The organism is Hymenobacter sp. YIM 151858-1 (genome assembly GCF_025979705.1).
GTDB lineage: Bacteria > Bacteroidota > Bacteroidia > Cytophagales > Hymenobacteraceae > Solirubrum.
In genome coordinates, this window is sequence record NZ_CP110136.1 from 565,261 (window position 1) to 584,827 (window position 19,567).

General features: G+C 63.4%; 14 protein-coding genes and 1 tRNA gene. 6 read left to right on the forward strand and 9 right to left on the reverse strand.

Annotated elements, in window-relative coordinates:
• Window positions 1–49 precede the first annotated feature (49 nt).
• The gene (locus OIS50_RS02365) at window positions 50–2,281 is read right to left on the reverse strand and encodes a GEVED domain-containing protein (RefSeq protein ID WP_264692726.1); all 2,232 of its coding nucleotides are present in this window, start codon (window positions 2,279–2,281) and stop codon (window positions 50–52) included.
• A gap of 180 nt (window positions 2,282–2,461) precedes the next feature.
• Here OIS50_RS02365 and OIS50_RS02370 point away from each other — a divergent pair, with 180 nt between their 5' ends.
• The gene (locus tag OIS50_RS02370) at window positions 2,462–3,271 is read left to right on the forward strand and encodes an SDR family oxidoreductase (protein WP_264692727.1); all 810 of its coding nucleotides are present in this window, start codon (window positions 2,462–2,464) and stop codon (window positions 3,269–3,271) included.
• A 167-nt stretch (window positions 3,272–3,438) separates the two neighbouring features.
• Here the strand turns inward: OIS50_RS02370 and OIS50_RS02375 are convergent, their stop codons facing one another.
• Entirely contained in the window at window positions 3,439–4,164 is a 726-nt protein-coding gene (locus OIS50_RS02375; RefSeq protein ID WP_472850091.1) for a tetratricopeptide repeat protein, read from the reverse strand.
• 69 nt (window positions 4,165–4,233) lie between these two features.
• On the opposite strand from OIS50_RS02375, the gene OIS50_RS02380 reads away from it, so the two are divergent.
• A tRNA-Lys gene (locus OIS50_RS02380) sits at window positions 4,234–4,306 on the forward strand.
• A 119-nt stretch (window positions 4,307–4,425) separates the two neighbouring features.
• On the opposite strand, the gene OIS50_RS02385 is transcribed toward OIS50_RS02380, so the two are convergent.
• Window positions 4,426–4,614, reverse strand: coding sequence for a hypothetical protein (locus OIS50_RS02385; RefSeq protein WP_264692729.1), 189 nt, complete (start codon window positions 4,612–4,614; stop codon window positions 4,426–4,428).
• Between the two features lie 417 nt (window positions 4,615–5,031).
• Between OIS50_RS02385 and ppsA the strand changes: the two genes are divergently transcribed.
• Window positions 5,032–7,455: a phosphoenolpyruvate synthase gene (gene ppsA / locus OIS50_RS02390; protein ID WP_264692730.1), complete on the forward strand. Its 2,424-nt coding sequence runs from the start codon at window positions 5,032–5,034 to the stop codon at window positions 7,453–7,455.
• 404 nt (window positions 7,456–7,859) lie between these two features.
• On the opposite strand, the gene OIS50_RS02395 is transcribed toward ppsA, so the two are convergent.
• Both OIS50_RS02395 and OIS50_RS02400 read right to left on the reverse strand, forming a co-directional pair.
• Window positions 7,860–8,747 (reverse strand): universal stress protein, encoded by an 888-nt coding sequence (locus OIS50_RS02395; protein ID WP_264692731.1) that lies wholly within the window; start codon window positions 8,745–8,747, stop codon window positions 7,860–7,862.
• A 78-nt stretch (window positions 8,748–8,825) separates the two neighbouring features.
• Entirely contained in the window at window positions 8,826–9,050 is a 225-nt protein-coding gene (locus tag OIS50_RS02400; RefSeq protein WP_264692732.1) for a hypothetical protein, read from the reverse strand.
• A gap of 622 nt (window positions 9,051–9,672) precedes the next feature.
• Here OIS50_RS02400 and OIS50_RS02405 point away from each other — a divergent pair.
• Window positions 9,673–12,204, forward strand: a complete 2,532-nt coding sequence (locus OIS50_RS02405; protein ID WP_264692733.1) for a cation-translocating P-type ATPase — start codon at window positions 9,673–9,675, stop codon at window positions 12,202–12,204.
• A gap of 52 nt (window positions 12,205–12,256) precedes the next feature.
• Here the strand turns inward: OIS50_RS02405 and OIS50_RS02410 are convergent, their stop codons facing one another.
• Window positions 12,257–13,039 carry an oxygenase MpaB family protein gene (locus OIS50_RS02410; protein WP_264692734.1) on the reverse strand — a complete coding sequence of 261 codons (783 nt, stop codon included), beginning with the start codon at window positions 13,037–13,039 and terminating at the stop codon, window positions 12,257–12,259.
• Between the two features lie 212 nt (window positions 13,040–13,251).
• Between OIS50_RS02410 and OIS50_RS02415 the strand changes: the two genes are divergently transcribed.
• On the forward strand, window positions 13,252–14,310 hold the full coding sequence (locus tag OIS50_RS02415; protein WP_264692735.1) for a LacI family DNA-binding transcriptional regulator: 1,059 nt from the start codon (window positions 13,252–13,254) through the stop codon (window positions 14,308–14,310).
• Window positions 14,311–14,668: 358 nt separating this feature from the next.
• On the opposite strand, the gene OIS50_RS02420 is transcribed toward OIS50_RS02415, so the two are convergent.
• On the reverse strand, window positions 14,669–16,114 hold the full coding sequence (locus OIS50_RS02420) for an amidohydrolase (RefSeq protein ID WP_264692736.1): 1,446 nt from the start codon (window positions 16,112–16,114) through the stop codon (window positions 14,669–14,671).
• 396 nt (window positions 16,115–16,510) lie between these two features.
• On the opposite strand from OIS50_RS02420, the gene OIS50_RS02425 reads away from it, so the two are divergent.
• Entirely contained in the window at window positions 16,511–17,800 is a 1,290-nt protein-coding gene (locus tag OIS50_RS02425; RefSeq protein WP_264692737.1) for a cation:proton antiporter, read from the forward strand.
• Window positions 17,801–17,893: 93 nt separating this feature from the next.
• Here OIS50_RS02425 and OIS50_RS02430 read toward each other — a convergent pair whose 3' ends face one another.
• A complete protein-coding gene (locus tag OIS50_RS02430) occupies window positions 17,894–18,808 on the reverse strand; it encodes a pirin family protein (protein ID WP_264692738.1) in 915 nt (304 codons plus the stop codon).
• Between the two features lie 122 nt (window positions 18,809–18,930).
• Window positions 18,931–19,542, reverse strand: coding sequence for a DNA-3-methyladenine glycosylase I (locus OIS50_RS02435; RefSeq protein ID WP_264692739.1), 612 nt, complete (start codon window positions 19,540–19,542; stop codon window positions 18,931–18,933).
• Window positions 19,543–19,567: the final 25 nt, after the last annotated feature.

Genomic DNA, 19,567 nt, shown 5'->3' on the forward strand with positions numbered 1-19,567 from the left:
CGCCGGCGGCTGCCACCTGTTTGCTGAGTGGCAGCCGCCGGCGGCCGGATTAATTGCGCACCACGCGCCGGGTAGCCTGCTCGCCGTTGGGGGCGGTAAGGCGCAGCAGGTAAACGCCCTGCGCCACGGCCGATAAATCGAGGGTAGCGGCTTTGGCAGCACCCAGCTGCACCACCTGCCGTTGCACCTCGCTACCTAGGAGGGTTTCGAGGGTGGCGGTGTAGGTACCCGTTGGGCCCGTGGGCAATTGCAGCGTCAGCTGGCCATCGGGCGTGGGGTTCGGGAAAACCGACAGGCTCGCCATGGCCTTCGACTCGCGGGCGGGCAGCGCCGAGGTGATATTAACCGAGTAGTCCTCCGTTTCGGAGTTTAGCTGGTTGGTGATGCACGGGAAGGCGAAGTTGGTGTTGAGGCGCATTACCACCCGCATGCGCGTAAAGCCGATGGTGGCAGGCGTGCCGGGCACTACAAAGGCGTTGGTGGTGGTGCCGTTGGTGGTAGCGTTCATCACCATTTCAACCGGGTCGAAGGTGCCGTCGCGGTTGTAGTCAATCCAGGCGGTTACGGTGCGGCCAAAGTTGGTGGAGGCCGCCACGCTCAGGGTATAGTTCAGGCCGGTGCGCAGGTCAATTACCTCGCGGGTGTAGTTGCCGTAGCCGCCGCTGTTGGCGCCCGAGGTGTTGCTGAACGGCGTGGTGAAATGCCCGCCGCTTACGCTCACGTTGGTTATCCAAACGCCCTGGTTGGTGCCGTTGGAGGCGCAATACTGCACGCACGGAACCGTAAGCGCAATGTTGCGCCGCTTCACCACCGTTTGCACGCCAAAGGCGTTAGTGGCTGTCAGGCTTACATCAAACACGCCCGATTTGGTATAGGTATGCGTCGGGTTTTGCTGGGTAGAGGTAGTGCCGTCGCCGAAGTTCCAGAGCCAGCTGGTGGGCGCGTTCTGGCTGTCGTCGGTAAAGCGCACCGTACTCGAGCAGGTGCCGGCGTAGTCGGAGCTGAACTCGGCCACGGGCGGCTGGGTGTTGGCCTGCACCAGCACGCTGTAGTCCTGGGTTTGGCCGTGCTGCAGGTTGGAGCAGGCGTTGAAAACCGAGCCCACAAAATCCGACATGATGCGCAGGCGCAGCGGCACGTTTTTGAGGGCCGAAACCGGAATGGCAATGGTGCCCTTTACCGGCGTAGCCTGGTTTAGCAACGTAAGCAGCAGCTCCGACGCCGCAAACTGCCCGTCGTTGTTGGCATCCAGCCACACGCGCGTGTCCTGGTTTTGGGTGCCCGTGCCAATGCTGATGGGGTAGCGGTTGCCTTCGGTGAGCGTTACTTTGCCCGTGCAGGTAAAGTCCTGGTAGCCAAGGTTGGAGTTGCTGGTAACGTTGCTGAGCGTACCCAGCTGCACCTGCGTAATGCCGTAGCCGCAGCAGGCATTGGTAGTTTGCGGCGTGCAGCTGGCCGCCACGGGCACCTGGTTATCGTAGCGGATGTAGTTGCTGCGCGTTACGGTGTTGGTGCCGGCGCTGTTGGTAGCGGTTAGGGTAACGCTATACGTGCCGGGTTGGGTGTAGCACTTGTTGGGGTTTTGCTGGGTAGAGGTAGTGCCGTCGCCGAAGCTCCAGAGCCAGCTGGTGGGCGCGTTGGTGCTTTGGTCGGTAAACTGCACGCAGCCCGAGCAGGTGGTGGTGCGGTCGGCCACGAGGGCCGCCACCGGTGCCTGCGTATTGGCCTGCAGCGTTACGCGGTAATCCTCGGTTTGGGAGTACTGCGAGGTCGAGCAGGGGGTAGGCTCGGTGGCATTCTCGTAATCGGCAGCTACGCGCATGCGCAGGGCCGTGCCAAGGGTTGCGCCGGCCGGCACGCGCACGGTGCCGCTCTGTACGTTTTTCCCCAACGAGCTGAACACCAGCTCGCCGCCGTTGCTGGTTGGCGTGTTGCTGAACTGGCCGTCGTTGTTCAGGTCAATCCAAACGCGCACGTTCTCGTTTACCGAGCTGTTGGTACGTACCGCAATCGGGTAATCCTGGCCCACCACCAGGGTGGTGCCAAGCGTGCACGCGTAGTCGCGGTAGCCCTCCTGTACGCCCAGCGTTGTGTTGCTGATGTTCCCCAGCGTTACGTTGAAAATGCCCATGTTGAAGGCGTACGACGTGCTAGGTGCTGAGCCCGGCGTGCAGGCGCTTTGCGCCGCGGGGCATTGTGCTTGTACGCTTCCGGCCCAGAGCAAGGCCACGGGTAAAAACCAAGCCGACGACCAGCGCCGCAGGCGTAGAGGTGTTGTCATATCAAAGCCGTAAAGGCAGGTACAATCTTTCCCCTAAATGTAGCGACTAAATGCAGCTGGACGTAACGTAAATGCAAGTTTGCCGTAGCCAGGCGGCTGCTACCCGGCCACCTCCCAAAAAGCCTGTAGCTTTGCCGGGCTGCGCCTTCGCCAGGTGAAAGGCACAGCCAGCCACCAAGCATGCAAGGAAAAGTAGTACTTATTACAGGCGGCACCTCGGGCATCGGCCAGGCGTGCGCCGTGGTTTTTGGGCGCGCCGGTGCCCGCATAGCCTTCACCGGCCGCGACGAAGCCCGTCTGCAGGAAACCAGCCAGCAGCTACAGGCGCTGGGCATCCGCAACCTGGCTATTCGGGCCGATGTGGGCGACGAAGCCGATTGCCAGCGCGCCGTGGCCGAAACGGTGCAAGCGTTCGGGCAGCTCGATGTGCTGATCAACAATGCCGGCATTTCCATGCGCGCCACCTTTGCCGATGCTTCGGTGGAGGTAATCCGCAAGCTGATGCAAACGAACTTCTTCGGCACGGTTTACACTACCAAGTACGCCCTGCCCCACATCCAGCGCAACCGCGGCAGCATCGTGGGAATTTCGAGCATTGCGGGCTACCGTGGCCTGCCGGGCCGCACGGGCTATTCGGCCTCCAAGTTTGCCATGAACGGCTTCCTCGAATCGTTGCGCACCGAGCTCATGCCCCAGGGCGTGCACGTGCTCACGGCGTGCCCGGGCTTTACCGCATCCAACATCCGCAACACCGCTTTGGCCGCCGATGGCTCGCAGCAAGGCGAGTCGCCGCGCGACGAAGCCCGCATGATGACCAGCGAAGAAGTGGCCGACCACATCCTGCGCGCGGTGCAACAGCGGCGCCCTACACTGGTGCTTACCGGCAAAGGCAAGCTTACCGTGTTTCTGAACAAGTGGCTGCCCGCCAGCATTATGGATAAGCTGGTGCTCAACGAGTTCAAAAAAGAAAAGGACTCGCCGGTGCGGTAAGCCTACGTGCCGCATACCCCAAAGCCAAGCCGGCGCCCCTAGGTGGGGCGCCGGCTTGGCTTTGGCAGGACTCATTAATTTTCGGCACCAACCCAATAGCACCCCGGGCCAGGCTGTTTCAGCCCCCAACGGGTGCTGCCCCGGGTAGCACCTAGGGTTGGTTCGGGCTAGTTGATGAGCACTAAATCGTGCTGCCGGATGTAGGCGGTACGGCCGCGCCAGAGCACCTTAATCCAGATATCTTCCCGCCCCTGCACCAGCAGCCGGTCGCCGGCGGCGGCGGTGCTCAGCCAGCTCGCGCCTGCGCTTGGCGCCGTCATGAGCACGGCCCGCGGCCTGCACACCAGGCCCGTAGCGGGCGTATCGAACACGTTCAGAAAGGCGCCTACCAGCACTAGGTACACGCCGTAGAGGAGCCACCACCCGCGCGCTGCACCTCTGCGGCGGAGCACCAGCAAGGTACCCGCCGCCACCGCAACCCCCAGCAAGCTTTGCAGCACCGTGGGGTAATAGCGGCGGAAAGTAAGCGCTACCTGCTGGCGCCACGTGCTTGGGTAGCCCGTGAGCCGGTGGGTTACGGCCAGCTCCGTCATTTTGCGCCACACGGCCGTGCTGGGGTAGTGCGCCTGGTACAGGTTGAGGTAGTACAGCGCCGAAGGGTACTGGTCGCGGCTTTCCTGCACCGCCGCCAGCCGCAGCAGCATTTGCGGGCTGGCTTGCCCTTGGCCAAGCACCTGTTTGTAAAGCTGGTATGCCTCCGCGGGCTTACCCGCGTTGAAAAGAGAGTCGGCTTTTTTTGTGAGGAAAATTTGCTCCTGAGCCTGAGTTACTTGGCTGGAAAAAGCCCACAGGAGCCAAAAAAGCACGACTTTTTTTGCCGAAAAGTTTGGCATCAATAAATCCGACCTACTACTTTTGTGCCACAATCAACGACAGCAGGTCGCTGAAACCACAAAGAAAACGATTCTGTAGCTCAGCTGGTAGAGCAATACACTTTTAATGTATGGGTCCTGGGTTCGAATCCCAGCGGAATCACTCCAAAGCCTCGCACTGCGGGGCTTTTTTGTTTAGCGCCTGTTTGGGGCAGCATTCGTAGCTGCTTTCATTCTCTGGAAGTAGCAATTACGCTCGGCTACCAAAATACCCCGGCAGATTTACTGCCGGGGTATTTTGGTATATCCGTAGCCGTTGTAAAAATCCCGGAAAGAGTAGTAGTCGGCTTGGCTGCCTGGGCTGAAAGTAGTGCGTGGCGCTGTACCGGGTTGCGCATGCAATAGTGCTTTGTAAGCAACCAAGGCGCCTAGTGCGACAAGCACCAGAACCGCCAACAACAGGAGTAGCATAGGGGTGGGGAAGTAGAAACGGGCTCCTGCTTTGTACGCGGGTTAAGACTTATTGTTGACGTTGGGAAGAGCGGTCTAGCGGCTTTTGATGCTTTGCTGCTGTTAAGCAAAGCCTGCCCCTGGTTAAGGTCTGTAATACGTTCGGCCTAGGGTAAGATGCTGGTTGGTTGAGCAGGGAAGGGGTGATGCCCAAGCATGATGTAAATCATGTAAGTGGCTGACATAACTCGCTGTGATTGTATGGGTTGGTGGGGTAAATTGATTGCTATAGCCAGATGCCGGCGCGGCCCCTTTGAATCGGCCCCGGCATAGCTGCCCGGCGCCGCTGCCCCATGCGCTACCTAGGGCTGCTTCGCGCCGCAGTAGTGGGCGGGCAGCAACTTGTTTTCGGCACCTCAACTATTCCCCCATACTGCCATGTCACACGAAGCTTACGCGCTTTTTTTCCGCGAGCTGGCCAACGATAAGGTTGCGCTGGTAGGAGGCAAAAATGCCTCCCTAGGTGAAATGTTCAACCGCCTCACCCCGCAGGGCATCAACGTGCCGAACGGCTTTGCCACCACCGCGGCGGCCTACTGGCTTTTCCTCGACGAGAACAACCTGCGCGAGCCGTTGGCCAGGCTTATGGCGCAGGTAGACAAGCAGGAGTACAGCAATGTGCAGCAAATCGGCGCGCAGGCCCGCGAGCTGCTGCGCTCGGCCCGCATTCCGGCGCCGGTGGCTGCTTCTATTATTGATGCTTACCGCGAGCTATGCGCCTCCTACGACCGCGAAATACAAGTGGCCGTGCGCAGCAGCGCCACCGCCGAAGATTTGCCCACCGCCAGTTTTGCCGGCCAGCACGATTCGTTCTTGAACGTGCAGGGCGAACAGGCGCTGCTGCAGGCTTGCCTGCGGTGCTACGTGTCGCTGTTCAACGACCGCGCCATCAAGTACCGCCTGCAAAACGGCTTCGACCACTTACGCGTGGCATTGTCGGTGGGTGTGCAGAAGATGGTGCGCTCCGACCTCGCCTCGGCCGGCGTGGCTTTCACCATCGAGCCCGAAACCGGGCACGATAATTTTATTTACCTGACCGGCAGCTGGGGCCTGGGCGAAAACGTGGTGCAAGGCGCCGTCAACCCCGACGAGTTTTACCTGTTCAAGCCCGCTTTGCGCGGCGGCTTTCGGGCGCTGGTTACCAAAAAGCTCGGCGACAAAGCCAAGACCATGCGCTACGTGGAGCAGGGCACCGGCATTGTAAACACCGATACTCCCGCCGAAAAGCAGTCGGTGTACGTGCTCACCGATGCCGAGGTGGAGCAGCTGGGCCGTTGGTTTTTGCAGATTGAGGAGCACTACGGCATGCCCATGGACATTGAATGGGCCAAAGACGGGCACGATCAGCAGCTCTACATTGTGCAGGCCCGGCCCGAAACCATTCACCACGGGCAGCGGGCGCTGCGCCTGCACGAGTACCACCTAACCGAAAAGCACAAGGTGCTGGCCACCGGCAAAGCCGTGGGCAACCAGATTGCCTCGGGCGTGGCGCGCATCATCAGCTCGCCGGCCGAAGGGCACCGCCTGCAGCAAGGCGAAATACTGGTAACCGACAGCACTAGTCCCGACTGGAACGTTATCCTGAAGAAAGCCGCCGTAATTGTAACCAATAAAGGCGGCCGCACCAGCCACGCCGCCATTGTAGCGCGCGAGCTGGGCCTCTCGGCCGTGGTGGGCACCCAAAACGCCACCGAGCAAATTCAGGACGGGCAGCTCATCACCGTGTCGTGCGCCGAGGGCGACGAAGGCAAGGTGTTCGATGGTAAGTTGGCCTGGCAGGAAACCGAAATCGACCTGGAGAAGGTGCAGCTGCCCAGCACCAAGCCCATGCTGATCCTGGCCGACCCCGACCGAGCCTTGCAGCTAGCCCGCTACCCCAGCCAGGGGGTGGGGCTGATGCGCATGGAGTTCGTCATCAACAACGCCATTCAAATTCACCCCATGGCCTTGGTGAAGTTTGATGAGCTGCAGGACTCGCAGGCGCGCGACGTGATTGAGCAGCTTACTGCGCACTACGACAGCAAGCCGGCCTACTTTGTGGATAAGCTGGCGCAGGCCATTGGCTTTGTGGCCGCGGCCTTTTACCCGCGCGAGGTTATCGTGCGCATGAGCGACTTCAAGACCAACGAATACGCCAACCTCATTGGCGGGCAGCAGTTTGAGCCAAGTGAGGAAAACCCGATGCTGGGCTTCCGGGGTGCCTCGCGCTACTACAGCCCGCAGTACCGCGAGGGGTTCCGGCTGGAGTGCGAAGCCCTGAAGCGCGTGCGCTCCGAAATGGGCCTCACCAACGTGAAAGCCATGATTCCGTTTTGCCGCACCGTGGCCGAGGGCCAGCAAGTGGTAGCCCTGATGGAGGAATTTGGCCTGAAGCGCGGCGACGACGGCCTGCAGATTTACGTAATGGCCGAAATCCCGAGCAACGTAATCCTGGCCGAAGACTTCGCGCAGGTGTTCGACGGCTTCTCCATCGGCTCGAACGACCTCACGCAGCTTACCCTAGGTATCGACCGCGACTCCTCGATTGTGAGCCACTTGTTCGACGAGCGCAACGAGGCCGTTACGCGCATGCTCGCGCAGGTTATCCGCATCAGCAAAGCCTGCGGGCGGCCCATTGGCTTGTGCGGCCAAGCCCCCAGCGACTACCCCGCGTTTGCGCAGTTCTTGGTGGCGCAGGGTATCAACAGCATTTCCTTTACGCCCGATGCGCTGCTGAAAGGCATTGCCAACATGGTGCAGGCCGAGCAGGCCGTAGCCAACGGGCAAGTGGCCACGTCGCAAGAGCAAGCAGTGCCCGCCTAAACCTGCCACCCCGACGCACCGATTGCCCCCGGGCACCTAGGCCAACCCTAGGTGCCCGAGGGGCGGGGGCTGATACGGAGCTAATTGTAGCGCTTAACAGGCTGTGCAAAAGTGCGCTATGGGGTAGGCTGCTGCAGCGGAATGCGTGTGTTTGCGCATCCGCTGCCGCCTAGGTGAGCGGCTAATTGTTGCTTGGCCGTTTGGTTTTGCCGATCTGTTTGCGGGGCTTTAGCGGGCTTATGATGCAGGGCAGTTTTGGTTGCGAAGCTTGCAGCCTGCACGGCGCAACAGATGGCTGCAGGGCTCGGCGTGGCCGGCGGCACCTTCAGTCTCTTTCGTGGCAAAGGCCCGGCCCGCGCAGTGCAGCACTGCGCGGGCCGGGCCTTTGCTTGCCGGATGATGCTTTAAGCTTCGGGCATTGCGCCGCTGTTGGCGGCGGGTTGTTTGGCGTGTTGCGCCTGCGGCTTGGGTTCGGTTACCGGAACAACCATCATGGGCACCCGGGTGCGGGCCATTACCTGCGCCGTTACGCTCCGATGAAACACCTCGCTTAGGTAGCTGCGGCTGCGGGCCATAAGCAGTACGAGGTCGGCGCCTACGTCTTGCTGGGCTTCCATAATGCCCGTGGCGGCGCTTTTGTGCAGGTAGCCGCGCAGGCTGAGGCTGCGGTTGGGCGCCAGGCCGCTGTGCTGCACGGCCCGCAGCGCCCGGGTGCAGCCCGCGTTGTCCTCCACCTCCGATACGTACGCCACCGTCAGCTCCGTACCCATGTGGCGCAGCAGTGGCGTAACCACTTTGGCCGCTTCGGTGAGTTCGAAGGCTTCGCGGTCGGCGGCTACGAGCAGCTGTTGGGGTGGGTTGGGGGCGGTGCCCTCGGGCACCAGCAGCAGCGGCAGCTGCGCGGCCCGCAGCAGATCGAGGGTGGTGGCGCTCACCTGCTCGGGCGAGTTGTGGCTCGCCGCCGGCAAGCCCAGCACAAACACGGCCGGGTAGTAGCGCGCCGCCAGATCGGCCGCCACCGTGGGCAGCAAATCGGTGGTAACCTCCACCGTGGCCGGGACGCGCAGCTGGGCGGCCAGCTGCGCCAGCAGCGCCTCCGTATCGGCCGATTGCTCAAGCTCCTGGCGCCGCCAGGCTTCGCCGGCAAACACGTAGGGGTCGTAAAGCGAGGCGCGGTTGGCATGTAGCAGCACCAGCTGGCCTCCTTGGGCGCTGGCCAGCGCATCGGCGTACTGCAGCGCCGCCCGCGCAGGCGGGTAAAAGTTCGTCAGAACAATGAAGGTGGTGCCCATGATGAAAAGCCAGGTAAGGGGGCAGGTGGAAAGGAGCGGAAACCTAGGCGCTGCGCCAGGCCTAAAAGGGCTGCGTGGTTAATAAGCGCTGCCGTACACGCCCAGGGCGTGGGCATTGCGCAGGCCCTCGGCTTCGGTCAGGGTGTCGTTGAGGCGGTGCTGACCTAGGGGCGAGGAGTAAGCCTCGGCCGTGGCAGCCCACGCCTGGCGGCCCGAATACTTGCCAAGCTGGCCGGAGCCGTGGTGCAAGGAGGCTGACCGCCCGGAGCGCGGGCGCAACGTCGGAGCAGTGCGGTAGTTCATAAGCGGCGAGGTAAGTGAAATGAAGCGAAGCCGAGCCTGTAGGTGCCGCCCTTGCAACTGCAGGCGGTGCACAAAGTGCAGTAGCAAGTTGCCTGGTATTCAGGGGGTATTGCATGACGTGCGTTAATAAATATACTGACTTATATCATATTAAATATTAGCTTAATATTATTGTTGTGCTTGGTGTCGGCCGTTGTAAGCGCTTAAACTTAAGCGCAGTAGTGCCCGAGCAGCCCCGCCCGGGGCCGGGCTTGGCCCCGGGCGGGGCTGCTTCGTAACGCCGGCTGCCGCGTACCTAAGCGCACCAAGTGCCTGCACGCGCGGCTTAGTAGATCCAGGGGCCGTTTTGGGCCGAGCGGTACTGGTGCCAGCTGATGGCGGCCAGCATCAGCACTACCAATGAAAACCAGAAGGTGGGGGTTACCATGGCTATCAAAAGAAAAGAGGTGAACACTGCGCACAGTGGCCAACCGGCCAGCCGAAAGATGCGGCTACGCCATAGCCCATGGCAATGACGATGGTCAATGCAAATGGTGCTCAAAGTCAGGCGTACAGCTTCGCGCGGGTGCGATATTTCGGTGCCCGCAGCCCGCACTGCTACATCCGCTAAGCCGTTAGTTTTATGCCCCCGTTGGTAACTCAGCCCGAAACTTTGCCCGCTGGCCTTTCGGCTGCCGAGGTGCAGCACCAGCGGCAGCGCTTCGGGCGCAACACGGTGGCGCAAGCCCAGCGCAGCAGCCTTTGGGCCAGCCTGCGCCGCCTGGCCGCCGAACCCATGTTTGTGCTGCTGGTGGTTACGGCGGGCCTGTATTTGCTGATGGGTAGCCGGGCCGAAGCCCTTACGCTGCTCGGGGCCACGGGGCTGGTGGCGGGCATTTCGCTGTACCAGGAAGCCCGGAGCGACCGGGCGCTGCAAGCCCTGAAAGCCCTGACGCAGCCGCGCGCTCGGGTACGGCGCCAAGGCAAGGAGCAAGAGCTGGCCGCCGAAGAAGTGGTGGTAGGCGACGTATTGGTAATTACCGAAGGCGAGCAGGTAGTGGCCGATGGCCTGCTGCTGCAAGCCCACGATTTGCTCACCGACGAGTCATTCCTGACCGGCGAGTCGCTGCCGGTGGCGAAGGCCGTCGACGGGGCGGAGCAGGTGTATGCGGGCTCTACCGTTGCGCGTGGCACCGCCGTGGCCCGGGTGGCAGCCGTGGGCGCACGCACGCGCCTCGGGCGCATCGGCGGGCTGATTGGCGAGGTACAGGCTCCCGCCACGCCGCTGCAAAGGCAAATTGCCCTGTTTGTGCGCCGCATGGCGCTGGTGGGCGGCGTGGCTTTTGCGCTGGTGTGGGCCTACAACTGGTGGGAGTCGGGCAGTGTGCTGCACGGGCTGCTGCACGGCCTTACGCTGGCCATGGCCATTTTGCCCGAAGAAATTCCGGCGGCCCTGGCGGCTTTTATGGCCCTGGGTGCGTGGCGCCTGATGCGCAGCGGCATTCTCACCAAGCAACCCCAAACCGTCGAAACCCTCGGCTCGGCCACCGTTATCTGCGTCGATAAAACCGGCACGCTCACCCAAAACCGGATGGCGCTTACCCAGCTGTACTGCCCCGGCCAAACGGCCCCCCGGGCCTTGGCTGCGCCCCCGCACCTAGGGCCCGCCGAAGCCGAGCTGCTGACCACGGCCATGTGGGCCAGCGAGCCGCAGCCCTTCGACCCGATGGAGCAAGCCGTGCACGCGGCTTATGCCGCCACCGCCGCCACCGACGAGCGGCCCGCCTACGCGCTGGTGCACGAGTACCCCCTGGGCGGGCAGCCTCTGCTCATGACGCACGTTTTCGCCAACGCCGCCGGCCGGCACATAGTAGCGGCCAAGGGTGCCCCCGAAGGGGTAATTGGCCGGTGCCAGCTGCCGCCCGCCGAGCGGGCCGCTGCCCTAGGTGCCCTGCAGCAAATGGCCGCGGCCGGCCTGCGCGTGTTGGGCGTGGCCAGCGCCGAGCTGAGTACAGCCGACTACCCCGCCACCCAAGAGGAGTTTAAGTGGCGGTTCCGAGGCCTCGTGGGGTTCAGCGACCCGCCCAAAACCAGCACCGCGCCCGTACTGCAGCAGTTTTACCAGGCGGGCATTCAGGTAAAAATGATTACCGGCGACAACGCCCTGACCGCCGTGAGCATAGCCCGGCAGGTGGGCCTGCAGCAGCCCGAGCCGGTGCTAACCGGGGCCGAGGTAACGGCCATGCCCGCGGCCGAGCTGCGCCGGCGGGTAACGGGCGTCAATGTTTTCGCGCGCATGTTTCCTGAGGCCAAGCTGCGCGTGGTAGAAGCCCTGAAGGCCAACGGCGAAGTAGTAGCCATGACGGGCGACGGCGTAAACGACGCCCCCGCCCTCAAGGCCGCGCACATTGGCGTGGCCATGGGGCAGCGCGGCACCGAGCTGGCCCGCCAGGCCGCCGCCCTGGTGCTGCCCAACGACGAGCTGACGGGTATGGTAACGGCCATCGGTTTCGGGCGACGCATCTATGCGAACCTCAAGAAGGCCGTGCAGTACATCATCGCCATTCACATCCCGCTGATTTTGGCCGTGCTGGTGCCCTCGCTGCTGGGCTGGCAGTACCCGGTGCTGCTGGGGCCGGTGCACGTAATTTTTCTGGAGCTGCTGATGGGCCCTACCTGCTCCATCGTGTTCGAAAACGAGCCCATGGAAGCCGGCACCCTGCAGCAACCGCCGAGGCCCGTTACGGCCACCTTCATGTCGGTGCGCGAGCTGGGACTGAGCCTGGTGCAGGGTGGGGCAGTAGCATTGGGGGTACTGGGCCTGGGCTATTACGCGCAGGCGCAACAGGGGAGCGAGGCACTGGTGCGTACGGTGGTTTTCAGCACGCTTGTGCTGGCCAACGCCCTGCTTACGGTGGTAAGCCGCTCGCGCCGCCACACGCTGCTTACCACGTGGCGCTACCGCAACGCCTTGCTGCTGCTGGCCCTGCTGATAACCCTAGGTGCCCTGGCGCTGTGCCAGGCGGTGCCGGCCCTGCGGCAGCTGTTTGTGCTGGTGCCGCTGGCGGGGGCACAATGGGCGGGCTGCGGGGCAGTAGCGGCTGCCTGTACTTTGTGGTTCGAGCTGTACAAGGCATGGCGCTACCGGGCGTACGCCTCGGCGCTGGGCACCTAGGGCCCCGGCGCCAAGCAAGGGGCAAGGGCTGATGCAGACCCCGTGCTCAGGCTTAGCTTGGATGCGTTAGGCTTGCCGGTTCGTGGTCGAGGGCCTGGATTTGTGCCCGGTACTCGGCGGGCAGCAGGCCGGTTTTGGCCCACTGGCTGAGCTTGAGGTGCTGCGTGCGGCGGTACAGCGGCACTGCCGGGCGCAGCCACGGAAACCGGCCCAGCGGCAGCAAACGGCGCACCGGCGCGGGGGCTACCAGCAATTGGGCCTGCCGCAGCAATTGGTAGCGCAAGGGCCCCAGGTGGCGGCGGTACTGGCGGTAAAGGTCGGTGGTGAAGCGGCTGTGCTCGAGGTGCTCGGCGAGGTGCTGCTCGCGCATGGGCACCCACTCGGCGTAAGTGGCGGGCAGGCCGGGTATGCCCATGCGCCGGCCCACGCGCCCGAACACGTCAAACACTTCTTCCTTTTCGGGCAGCGTGAGGGGGCGCTCCAGCAGCTCGTAGGCCCGGATGGAGTAATCGATCAGCATAAACAGCACGTCGCGGTAGGCCCAGTCGGGAATGGCGGCGCCGCGCTTGGCCTCCACGCCGGCATGAATGGCGGCAATGGTATCGATGGCGCGTTCGGCCGCTGCGCGCGGAGCAAACACGATGCGGCGGGCGTACTCCACCGTCGAGAACAGCCGGGCCAGCGGATCGGCGGGCAGCCGCCCCGTGAAGTACAGCCAATCGATGGCCTTGTTGAGGGCAAACTCAGCCGCCGCGCCGGCAAACACAATGAGCACCGTGTCGGCTTTGCCCCAAATGGCGCGCACTACCGAGTGCCTGGCAACAAAATACTCCATACCCATGCAAAGCAAATTGCGGCGGCGCCGCGTTCAATCTGGCGCCGTACACCCGGCTATTTCAGCTAGTTTAGCATGTTTGCACCTAGGTACTGCTCCGGCGTACCCGTAAGTTTTATCTTGTATTCTGGCTTGCGTGTTTCCGAACCGGCTGCCGGTTATGAATTTTGCATACCCGACGTGCGGTTTTCTCTCGTGCGCCCCGTCCTCCTATGTCAGCCAAAAAGCACCAAGCTTCTATCCGGGATATAGCCCGCCAGCTCAATCTGTCTACCTCCACCGTGTCGCGCGCGTTGTCCGATCACAAAGACATCAGCGACGCCACCAAGGCGCGGGTGCAGCAGCTGGCGCAGGAGCTCAACTACCGGCCCAACCAGCTGGCCGCCGCCCTGCGCAAGGGCCGCAGCCAAACCATCGGCGTTATCGTGCCGCACATCAAAGGCTACTTTTTCCCGGCCGTGATGAACGGCATCGAGAAGGTGGCCACGCAGGAGGGCTTTAAGGTGATGATGTGCCAGAGCAACGAGGACCTGGGGCGCGAGCAGCAAAACGTAGAGGCCTTGCTCGACGCGCAGGTGGAGGGCATTTTGGTATCGGTATCGGCCACTACGTTCAAGGAAGTTGCCCACTTCGAGCAGGTGCGGCGCCACGGCACGCCGCTGGTCTTCTTCGACCGGGTGCCCGAGCTGGAGCAAAGCATGGCCGTTATCCTCGACGACTTTCAGGGCGCCTACCAGGCCACCACGCACCTCATCGAGCAGGGCTGCACGCGCATTGCCCACCTGGCCGGGCCGCAGCACCTCAACACCAGCCGCAACCGCTTTTTGGGCTACCGCGAGGCGTTGCAGGCCCACGGTTTGCCCTTCGACGAGCAGTGGGTGTTTTCGCTGCCCGCCCTCACGCACGAGGCCGGTCGCCAGGCAATGCAGCACCTGCTGAGCCTCCAGGCCAACTTCGACGGCATCTTCGCCGCCTACGCCATCCCGACGGTAGGCGCTTTGGAGGTGCTGCGCGAGCACGGCCTGCGCGTGCCCCACGACGTGGCCCTCGACTGCTTCAGCAACGAGCCCTTTACGCTGATGACGCAGCCCCGCCTGACGGTGGTCGATCAGCGGGCCGAGCAAATGGGCGAAACCGCCGTGCGCCTGTTTTTGCAGCTGCTGAAGCGCGGCCCCGAGTACACGCCGCCCCACGTAATCCTGAAGCCCGAGCTGATCGTGCGCGAGTCGTCGTTGCCGCGCCCGCAGGAGCAAGTGCTGGCCCGGTTGTAAGCGTGTGGGCCGTTCCCTCGGCTGTCATTGCGAGCCAAGCGAAGCAATCGGGCCTTGGCGGGGCACAACTGTACAGCCAGCGCTGAGCAAAAATGTACTTAGGGCGGTGTAGGGCGCCGTAGCGCGGACTTTGCAGTCCGCGTCCCCGGATAGTAAAATCAATCGTTGCCGGCAGCGCATGTAGCGCGGGCTTCAGCCCGCGTTTGTCAGAACGAAATCGTTGGGGTGAAACCGCGCAGCACCACTCGTTCACGCCAACGCGGGCTGAAGCCCGCGCTACATTTCCCTAGGTCAACGATTAAATTACTATCCGGGAACGCGGACTACAAAGTCCGCGCTACATCGCGCTACTGCCGCGCTAATCCCGGTAGTTAAGCGCCGGCTTGCGGTTGCCGAGCAGGGGCTTGTACTGGTAGCTGTCCACATCTTGCTTGAACTCCTCTTTGGCCTGGCTAAGCAGGGCAGGGTTGGTGAACAGATCGAGGGCCGTCAGGGTCATCGTTTTGGCGGCTACCAACATGCCTTTCGTGCCGATTTCGGTGCCGCCGCACGCCACGGCCTGCCAGCTGTGCGCGGCGGTGCCGGGCACCCACGTGGCGGCCTCCAGGCCCACGGTGGGCACGGCGTAGCTTACATCGCCCACATCGGTGCTGCCGCCGCCCTCGTGCATGGTGTAGGGCCCGATGCCGGCCGCGGCCTCGAGCGGCGGGGCCGGAAACCCGAACGATGCCTGAATTTTGCGCCCGAACTCCTGCTCCTGCGAGGTGTATTGCACGCCGCCCACGCGCTCAAGGTTTTGCTGCAGGGCTTTCGCCAGGGTTTCGTTGAGCAGCAAATCGTGGGTGCCGCCAATGATTTCGTACTCCATGGTGGTGCCGGTGCCCAGTGCGGCACCTTCGGCGGCCTTCACCACGCGGTTGAAAATGGCGGCCACCTCGTCCTTTTTGGGGTGGCGCACATAGTAATACACCTCGGCGTAATCGGGCACCACGTTGGGCGCTTTGCCGCCGCTGGTAATTACGTAGTGAATGCGGGTTTCCTGCGGCACGTGTTCGCGCATCAGATTTACCATGTGGTTCATGGCTTCCACAGCATCGAGGCCGCTGCGGCCGCGCTCGGGCGCCATGGCCGCGTGCGCCGACACTCCCCGGAAGCGAAACTTGGCCGATGAGTTGGCCAGGTAATTATTGAGCATGGTGCGGTTTTCGTTGGCGGGGTGCCAGTGCACCACGGCATCCACGTCCTTAAAAAGCCCGTCGCGCACCATGTATACCTTGCCGCTGCCGCCCTCTTCGGCGGGCGTGCCATACACCCGGATGGTGCCTTTCAGCTTGTGCTGCTGCAGCAATTTCTTCAGCTCGATGCCCGCCGCCACGCTGGCCGCCCCAAACAAGTGGTGCCCGCAGCCGTGGCCCGCGTCGCGGCCCGCCACGGCCTGCTTGGCCGGGGTGGCCTGCTGCGAAAGGCCCGGCAGCGCGTCGAACTCAGCCAAAATGCCAATTACCGGTTCGCCGCTGCCGTAGCTGGCCACAAATGCCGTCGGAATTTCGGCCACGCCGGCCTGCACGCTGAAACCGTTGGCGCGCAGGGTTTTCTGCAGCAGGGCCGAGCTGCGGGTTTCTTTGTAGCCTACCTCGGCAAAATCCCAGATCTGCAGGGCCACTTTGCGGTACTCGGCGTAGCTGCCCTCCAGGTCTTTCAGGGCCTGTTGTTTCAGGGCTTCCACGGGAGTGGTATCGGCCGGGCCCGAGGCCGCGGTGAGCAGCAGCGTGCCCAGCAACAGCGCGGCGGTAGCATTTCGCATGTGGTGCAGGAAGATTAAGAGCTGAAAAAGGAGCAAGCAAAGCGGGCGGCGGCGCTCAAATTAGCGGAAACGCAGCAGCATTCGGCAGCGGCCGCCTGCCGCGCTGCTCCACGGCGCCAGGCACCTAGGGCCAGGAATGGCTGCCATCAGCCGCAAGCCAGCATACCACCTAGGCGCAGAAGAATATGTAGCGCGGAAATCCGTTCCGCGACGCGCTGCAGGCGCGTATGTGGTTCTGCGCTTTATTGCATACGCGCTCAAGGCGCGTCGTGGAACGGATTTCCGCGCTACAAAAGCTCTTGACTAAACCCTGGGCCGGTTGGCCGCTTCGCCCGAAAGTACGTAGGTAAGCGCGTCGCACTGCTGCTTACGGGCAGCAAAACCACACCGCCGTCGATGTCGCTTTATCCTGTTTTGCTGGCTGTGCTGGGCATAGCCATTCTGGGGGTTTCCTGGCTGCCTTCGTTGCTCGCCAAGTATCCGCTTTCGTATCCCGTGCTGTTCATCGCCTTCGGGCTGGGCGTGTATTTGCTGCCCCTCGATTGGCCCGCGGCCGAGCCGCTGCTGCACAAGCCGCTGGTAACGCACTTGTCCGAAATCTGCGTGATTGTGGCCCTTACGGGCACCGGGCTCAAAATCGACCGGCCTTTTTCCGTCCGAACGTGGCGCACGCCCTTGCTGCTGGTGTTGGTGCTGATGATTTTGAGCATCGGGGGGCTTACGGCCGTGGCCTGGGGCGTGGCGGGCCTGAGCGTGGCCTCGGCGCTGCTGCTGGCCGCAGCCCTGGCGCCCACCGACCCCGTGCTGGCCGGCGACGTGCAGGTGGGCGACCCCGGCGAAGGCCGCGAAGACAACGTGCGGTTTTCCCTGACCGGCGAGGCCGGCCTGAACGACGGCCTGGCCTTCCCGTTCGTGTACCTGGCCATTGCCCTGCTGCCCGCGGCCGAGCCGCTTTCCGAGCGGGTGCTGCAGTGGGCCTGGTACGATGTGCTGTACCGCACGGCGGCGGGCATTGGGGTGGGGTGGCTGTCGGGCAAGCTGCTGTCGTACCTGATCTTCAACCTGCCTAAGCAAATCAGCATCAAGCCCAGCGGTTACGGCTTTGTGGCTCTGGCTATTACGCTTACCAGCTACGGCCTTACAGAGCTGCTGCACGGCTACGGTTTCCTGGCTGTGTTTGTGGCGGCCATTACGGTGCGCAGCCGCGAGCGGAAGCACGAGTACCACCGCCAGATGCACGCCTTCACCGACCAGATGGAGCGCGTGCTGATCGTGATTATTCTGGTGTTGTTCGGCGGCAGCCTGGCCAGCGGCCTGCTGAAACCGCTAACCTGGCCGGGCGCGGCCGTGGGGGTGCTGCTGGTGTTGGTAATCAGGCCGTTGGCGGGCTACCTCACGCTGCTCGGCGATAAGCAGGTAAACCGGGCCGAGCGGTGGGTTATTGCCTTCTTCGGCATCCGCGGCATCGGCTCGGTTTTCTACCTGAGCTTTGGCCTGGAGAAAGGCCAGTTCGACCACGCCGAGGAGCTGTGGGCCATTTTGGGTTTCAGTATGTTGCTTTCGATAACCCTGCACGGGGTGCTGGCCACGCCCGTGATGAACTGGCTCGACCGCCGGCACGGCCGCCCCACCGCCGAGGAGCACGAGCAGCAGCTGGAAGAAGCCGAAACCCAGGCCGCCGACTAAATGCCGCGCTGGCTCGGGGCCGCCCCGGCCAGTGCCGCGCACCAAGCGCCGCCCTAGGTGCCGCGGCCCGAAACGGCGGCCGGCACCTAGGACTCACGACAACGGCTCGGGAGCGGCGGTGCCGGCGGGCTTGCTGCCGTCGTGCGGCAGCGGGATAAACGCGTGGTTGTCGGTGGGCGGCAGGGCAATGCGGCCGGCCTGCCAGTCGGCCTTGGCCTGCTCAATCCGCTCGCGCCTCGACGACACGAAGTTCCACCAGATAAACCGCTCGCCTAGGTGTTCGCCGCCCAGCAGCATCAGGGTGCTGGCTTCGCGGGCGCGCACCACGGGGTCCTGGCCCGCCGAAAACACCAGCAGCTGGCCCGCCGTGTAGGTGCGGCCGCTTACCTCCAGGCTGCCTTTGGCCACGTAGGCGCCGCGCTCGGCGTGGCCTTGCGGCAGGCCAAACCGGGCGCCGGGCTGCAGCACCACGTGCAGGTAAAACAACGGCGAGTGCGTGCGCACCGCGTTGTGCAGGCCGTAGGCGTGGCCGGCAATCAGGCGCATCCACACGCCCGTATCCGTAAACACGGGCAGCTCGTGGGGCTGGTAGTTCACGAAGGAGGGCGCGGTTTCCTCGTCGGCAGCGGGCAGGGCTACCCACGTTTGAATCATTTCGAGGTTTCCGCCAGCCAGCGCCGCCGGGTCTTCAAACCGCTCGGAGTGCGCAATGCCGCTGCCGGCCGTCATCCAGTTTACCTCGCCGGGCCTGATGATTTGCTCCACGCCCAGGCTGTCGCGGTGCGTAACCTGCCCGCCAAACAGGTAGCTCACCGTCGAAAGGCCGATGTGCGGGTGCGGCAGCACATCGAGGTTGGGCAGCTGCTCAGGGGCCAGGTTCACGGGCCCCGCGTGGTCCATAAAAATAAACGGCCCCACCATACGGCGCATCCGAAAGGGCAGAATCCGGCGCACGTTGAACCCGGCACTGATAGCGGCCGGGCGGGCATCAATCACTAAATCGAGCATGGCGGCAGGTAGTTTGGGTGCGGCAAAGCCAGCATTTTGGGCTGGGCCGACAGCTTAATCTACAAATACTTACCACACGGCCGGCCACCAACTAGCACCGCACGCCGCCCGGGGCGCAAGCCCTAGGTGCCTGGGGCTAAACCAAAGGTGGCAGCCAACTGCCGGCACTCGGCATGGCGTGGGCAGCTCAGCAGGTGGTCGTTTACCAGGCCGGCAGTTTGCATCAGGTTGTAGCACGTGGCGGGGCCGGTCATCATAAAGCCGCGGCGCTTCAGCTCTTTGCTCAGGGCTTCGCTGGCGGGCGTTGAGAGCGGGGGCGGGTTGGCGGCGGTGCGCTGGTTATCGAGCGGCTGCCCGCCTACAAACCCATAGAAAAACCGCAGCAGCCCTAGGTCGCCGCCGAGCTCCTGGCGCAGTTGCAGCCAGGCCCGGGCGTTTTGCACGGTGGCCTCCAGCTTGCGGCGGTTGCGCAAAATGCGCGGGTTGTGCAGCAGCTCCTCCACGTCGTCGGGCCCGAAGCGGGCCAGGCGCTCGGGCTCGAAATTGGCCAGCAGCTCCCGGAACGCCTCGCGCCGCTTCAGCACCACCGGAAAATCGAAGCCGATCTGGAAGGAGTGGAGCACGAGGTACTCGAACAGGATGCCGGCATCGGCCACGGGTTCGCCCCATTCGTGGTCGTGGAACGCGCGCATTTGCGGATTGAGGTCGGCCCAGGGGCAAGGGTTGGCGGCCATGCGGCAGGGGGTAGGTGCTGGTATT

Bases quoted from the DNA above. Each gene is read 5' to 3' on its own strand.
- OIS50_RS02435 (WP_264692739.1), bottom strand. From the start codon at position 19,542: ATGGCCGCCAACCCTTGCCCCTGGGCCGACCTCAATCCGCAAATGCGC.
- OIS50_RS02405 (WP_264692733.1), top strand. From the start codon at position 9,673: ATGCCCCCGTTGGTAACTCAGCCCGAAACTTTGCCCGCTGGCCTTTCG.
- OIS50_RS02370 (WP_264692727.1), top strand. From the start codon at position 2,462: ATGCAAGGAAAAGTAGTACTTATTACAGGCGGCACCTCGGGCATCGGC.
- OIS50_RS02425 (WP_264692737.1), top strand. From the start codon at position 16,511: ATGTCGCTTTATCCTGTTTTGCTGGCTGTGCTGGGCATAGCCATTCTG.
- OIS50_RS02395 (WP_264692731.1), bottom strand. From the start codon at position 8,747: ATGGGCACCACCTTCATTGTTCTGACGAACTTTTACCCGCCTGCGCGG.
- OIS50_RS02430 (WP_264692738.1), bottom strand. From the start codon at position 18,808: ATGCTCGATTTAGTGATTGATGCCCGCCCGGCCGCTATCAGTGCCGGG.
- OIS50_RS02375 (WP_472850091.1), bottom strand. From the start codon at position 4,164: ATGCCAAACTTTTCGGCAAAAAAAGTCGTGCTTTTTTGGCTCCTGTGG.
- OIS50_RS02400 (WP_264692732.1), bottom strand. From the start codon at position 9,050: ATGAACTACCGCACTGCTCCGACGTTGCGCCCGCGCTCCGGGCGGTCA.
- OIS50_RS02420 (WP_264692736.1), bottom strand. From the start codon at position 16,114: ATGCGAAATGCTACCGCCGCGCTGTTGCTGGGCACGCTGCTGCTCACC.
- ppsA (WP_264692730.1), top strand. From the start codon at position 5,032: ATGTCACACGAAGCTTACGCGCTTTTTTTCCGCGAGCTGGCCAACGAT.
- OIS50_RS02385 (WP_264692729.1), bottom strand. From the start codon at position 4,614: ATGCTACTCCTGTTGTTGGCGGTTCTGGTGCTTGTCGCACTAGGCGCC.
- OIS50_RS02410 (WP_264692734.1), bottom strand. From the start codon at position 13,039: ATGGAGTATTTTGTTGCCAGGCACTCGGTAGTGCGCGCCATTTGGGGC.
- OIS50_RS02415 (WP_264692735.1), top strand. From the start codon at position 13,252: ATGTCAGCCAAAAAGCACCAAGCTTCTATCCGGGATATAGCCCGCCAG.
- OIS50_RS02365 (WP_264692726.1), bottom strand. From the start codon at position 2,281: ATGACAACACCTCTACGCCTGCGGCGCTGGTCGTCGGCTTGGTTTTTA.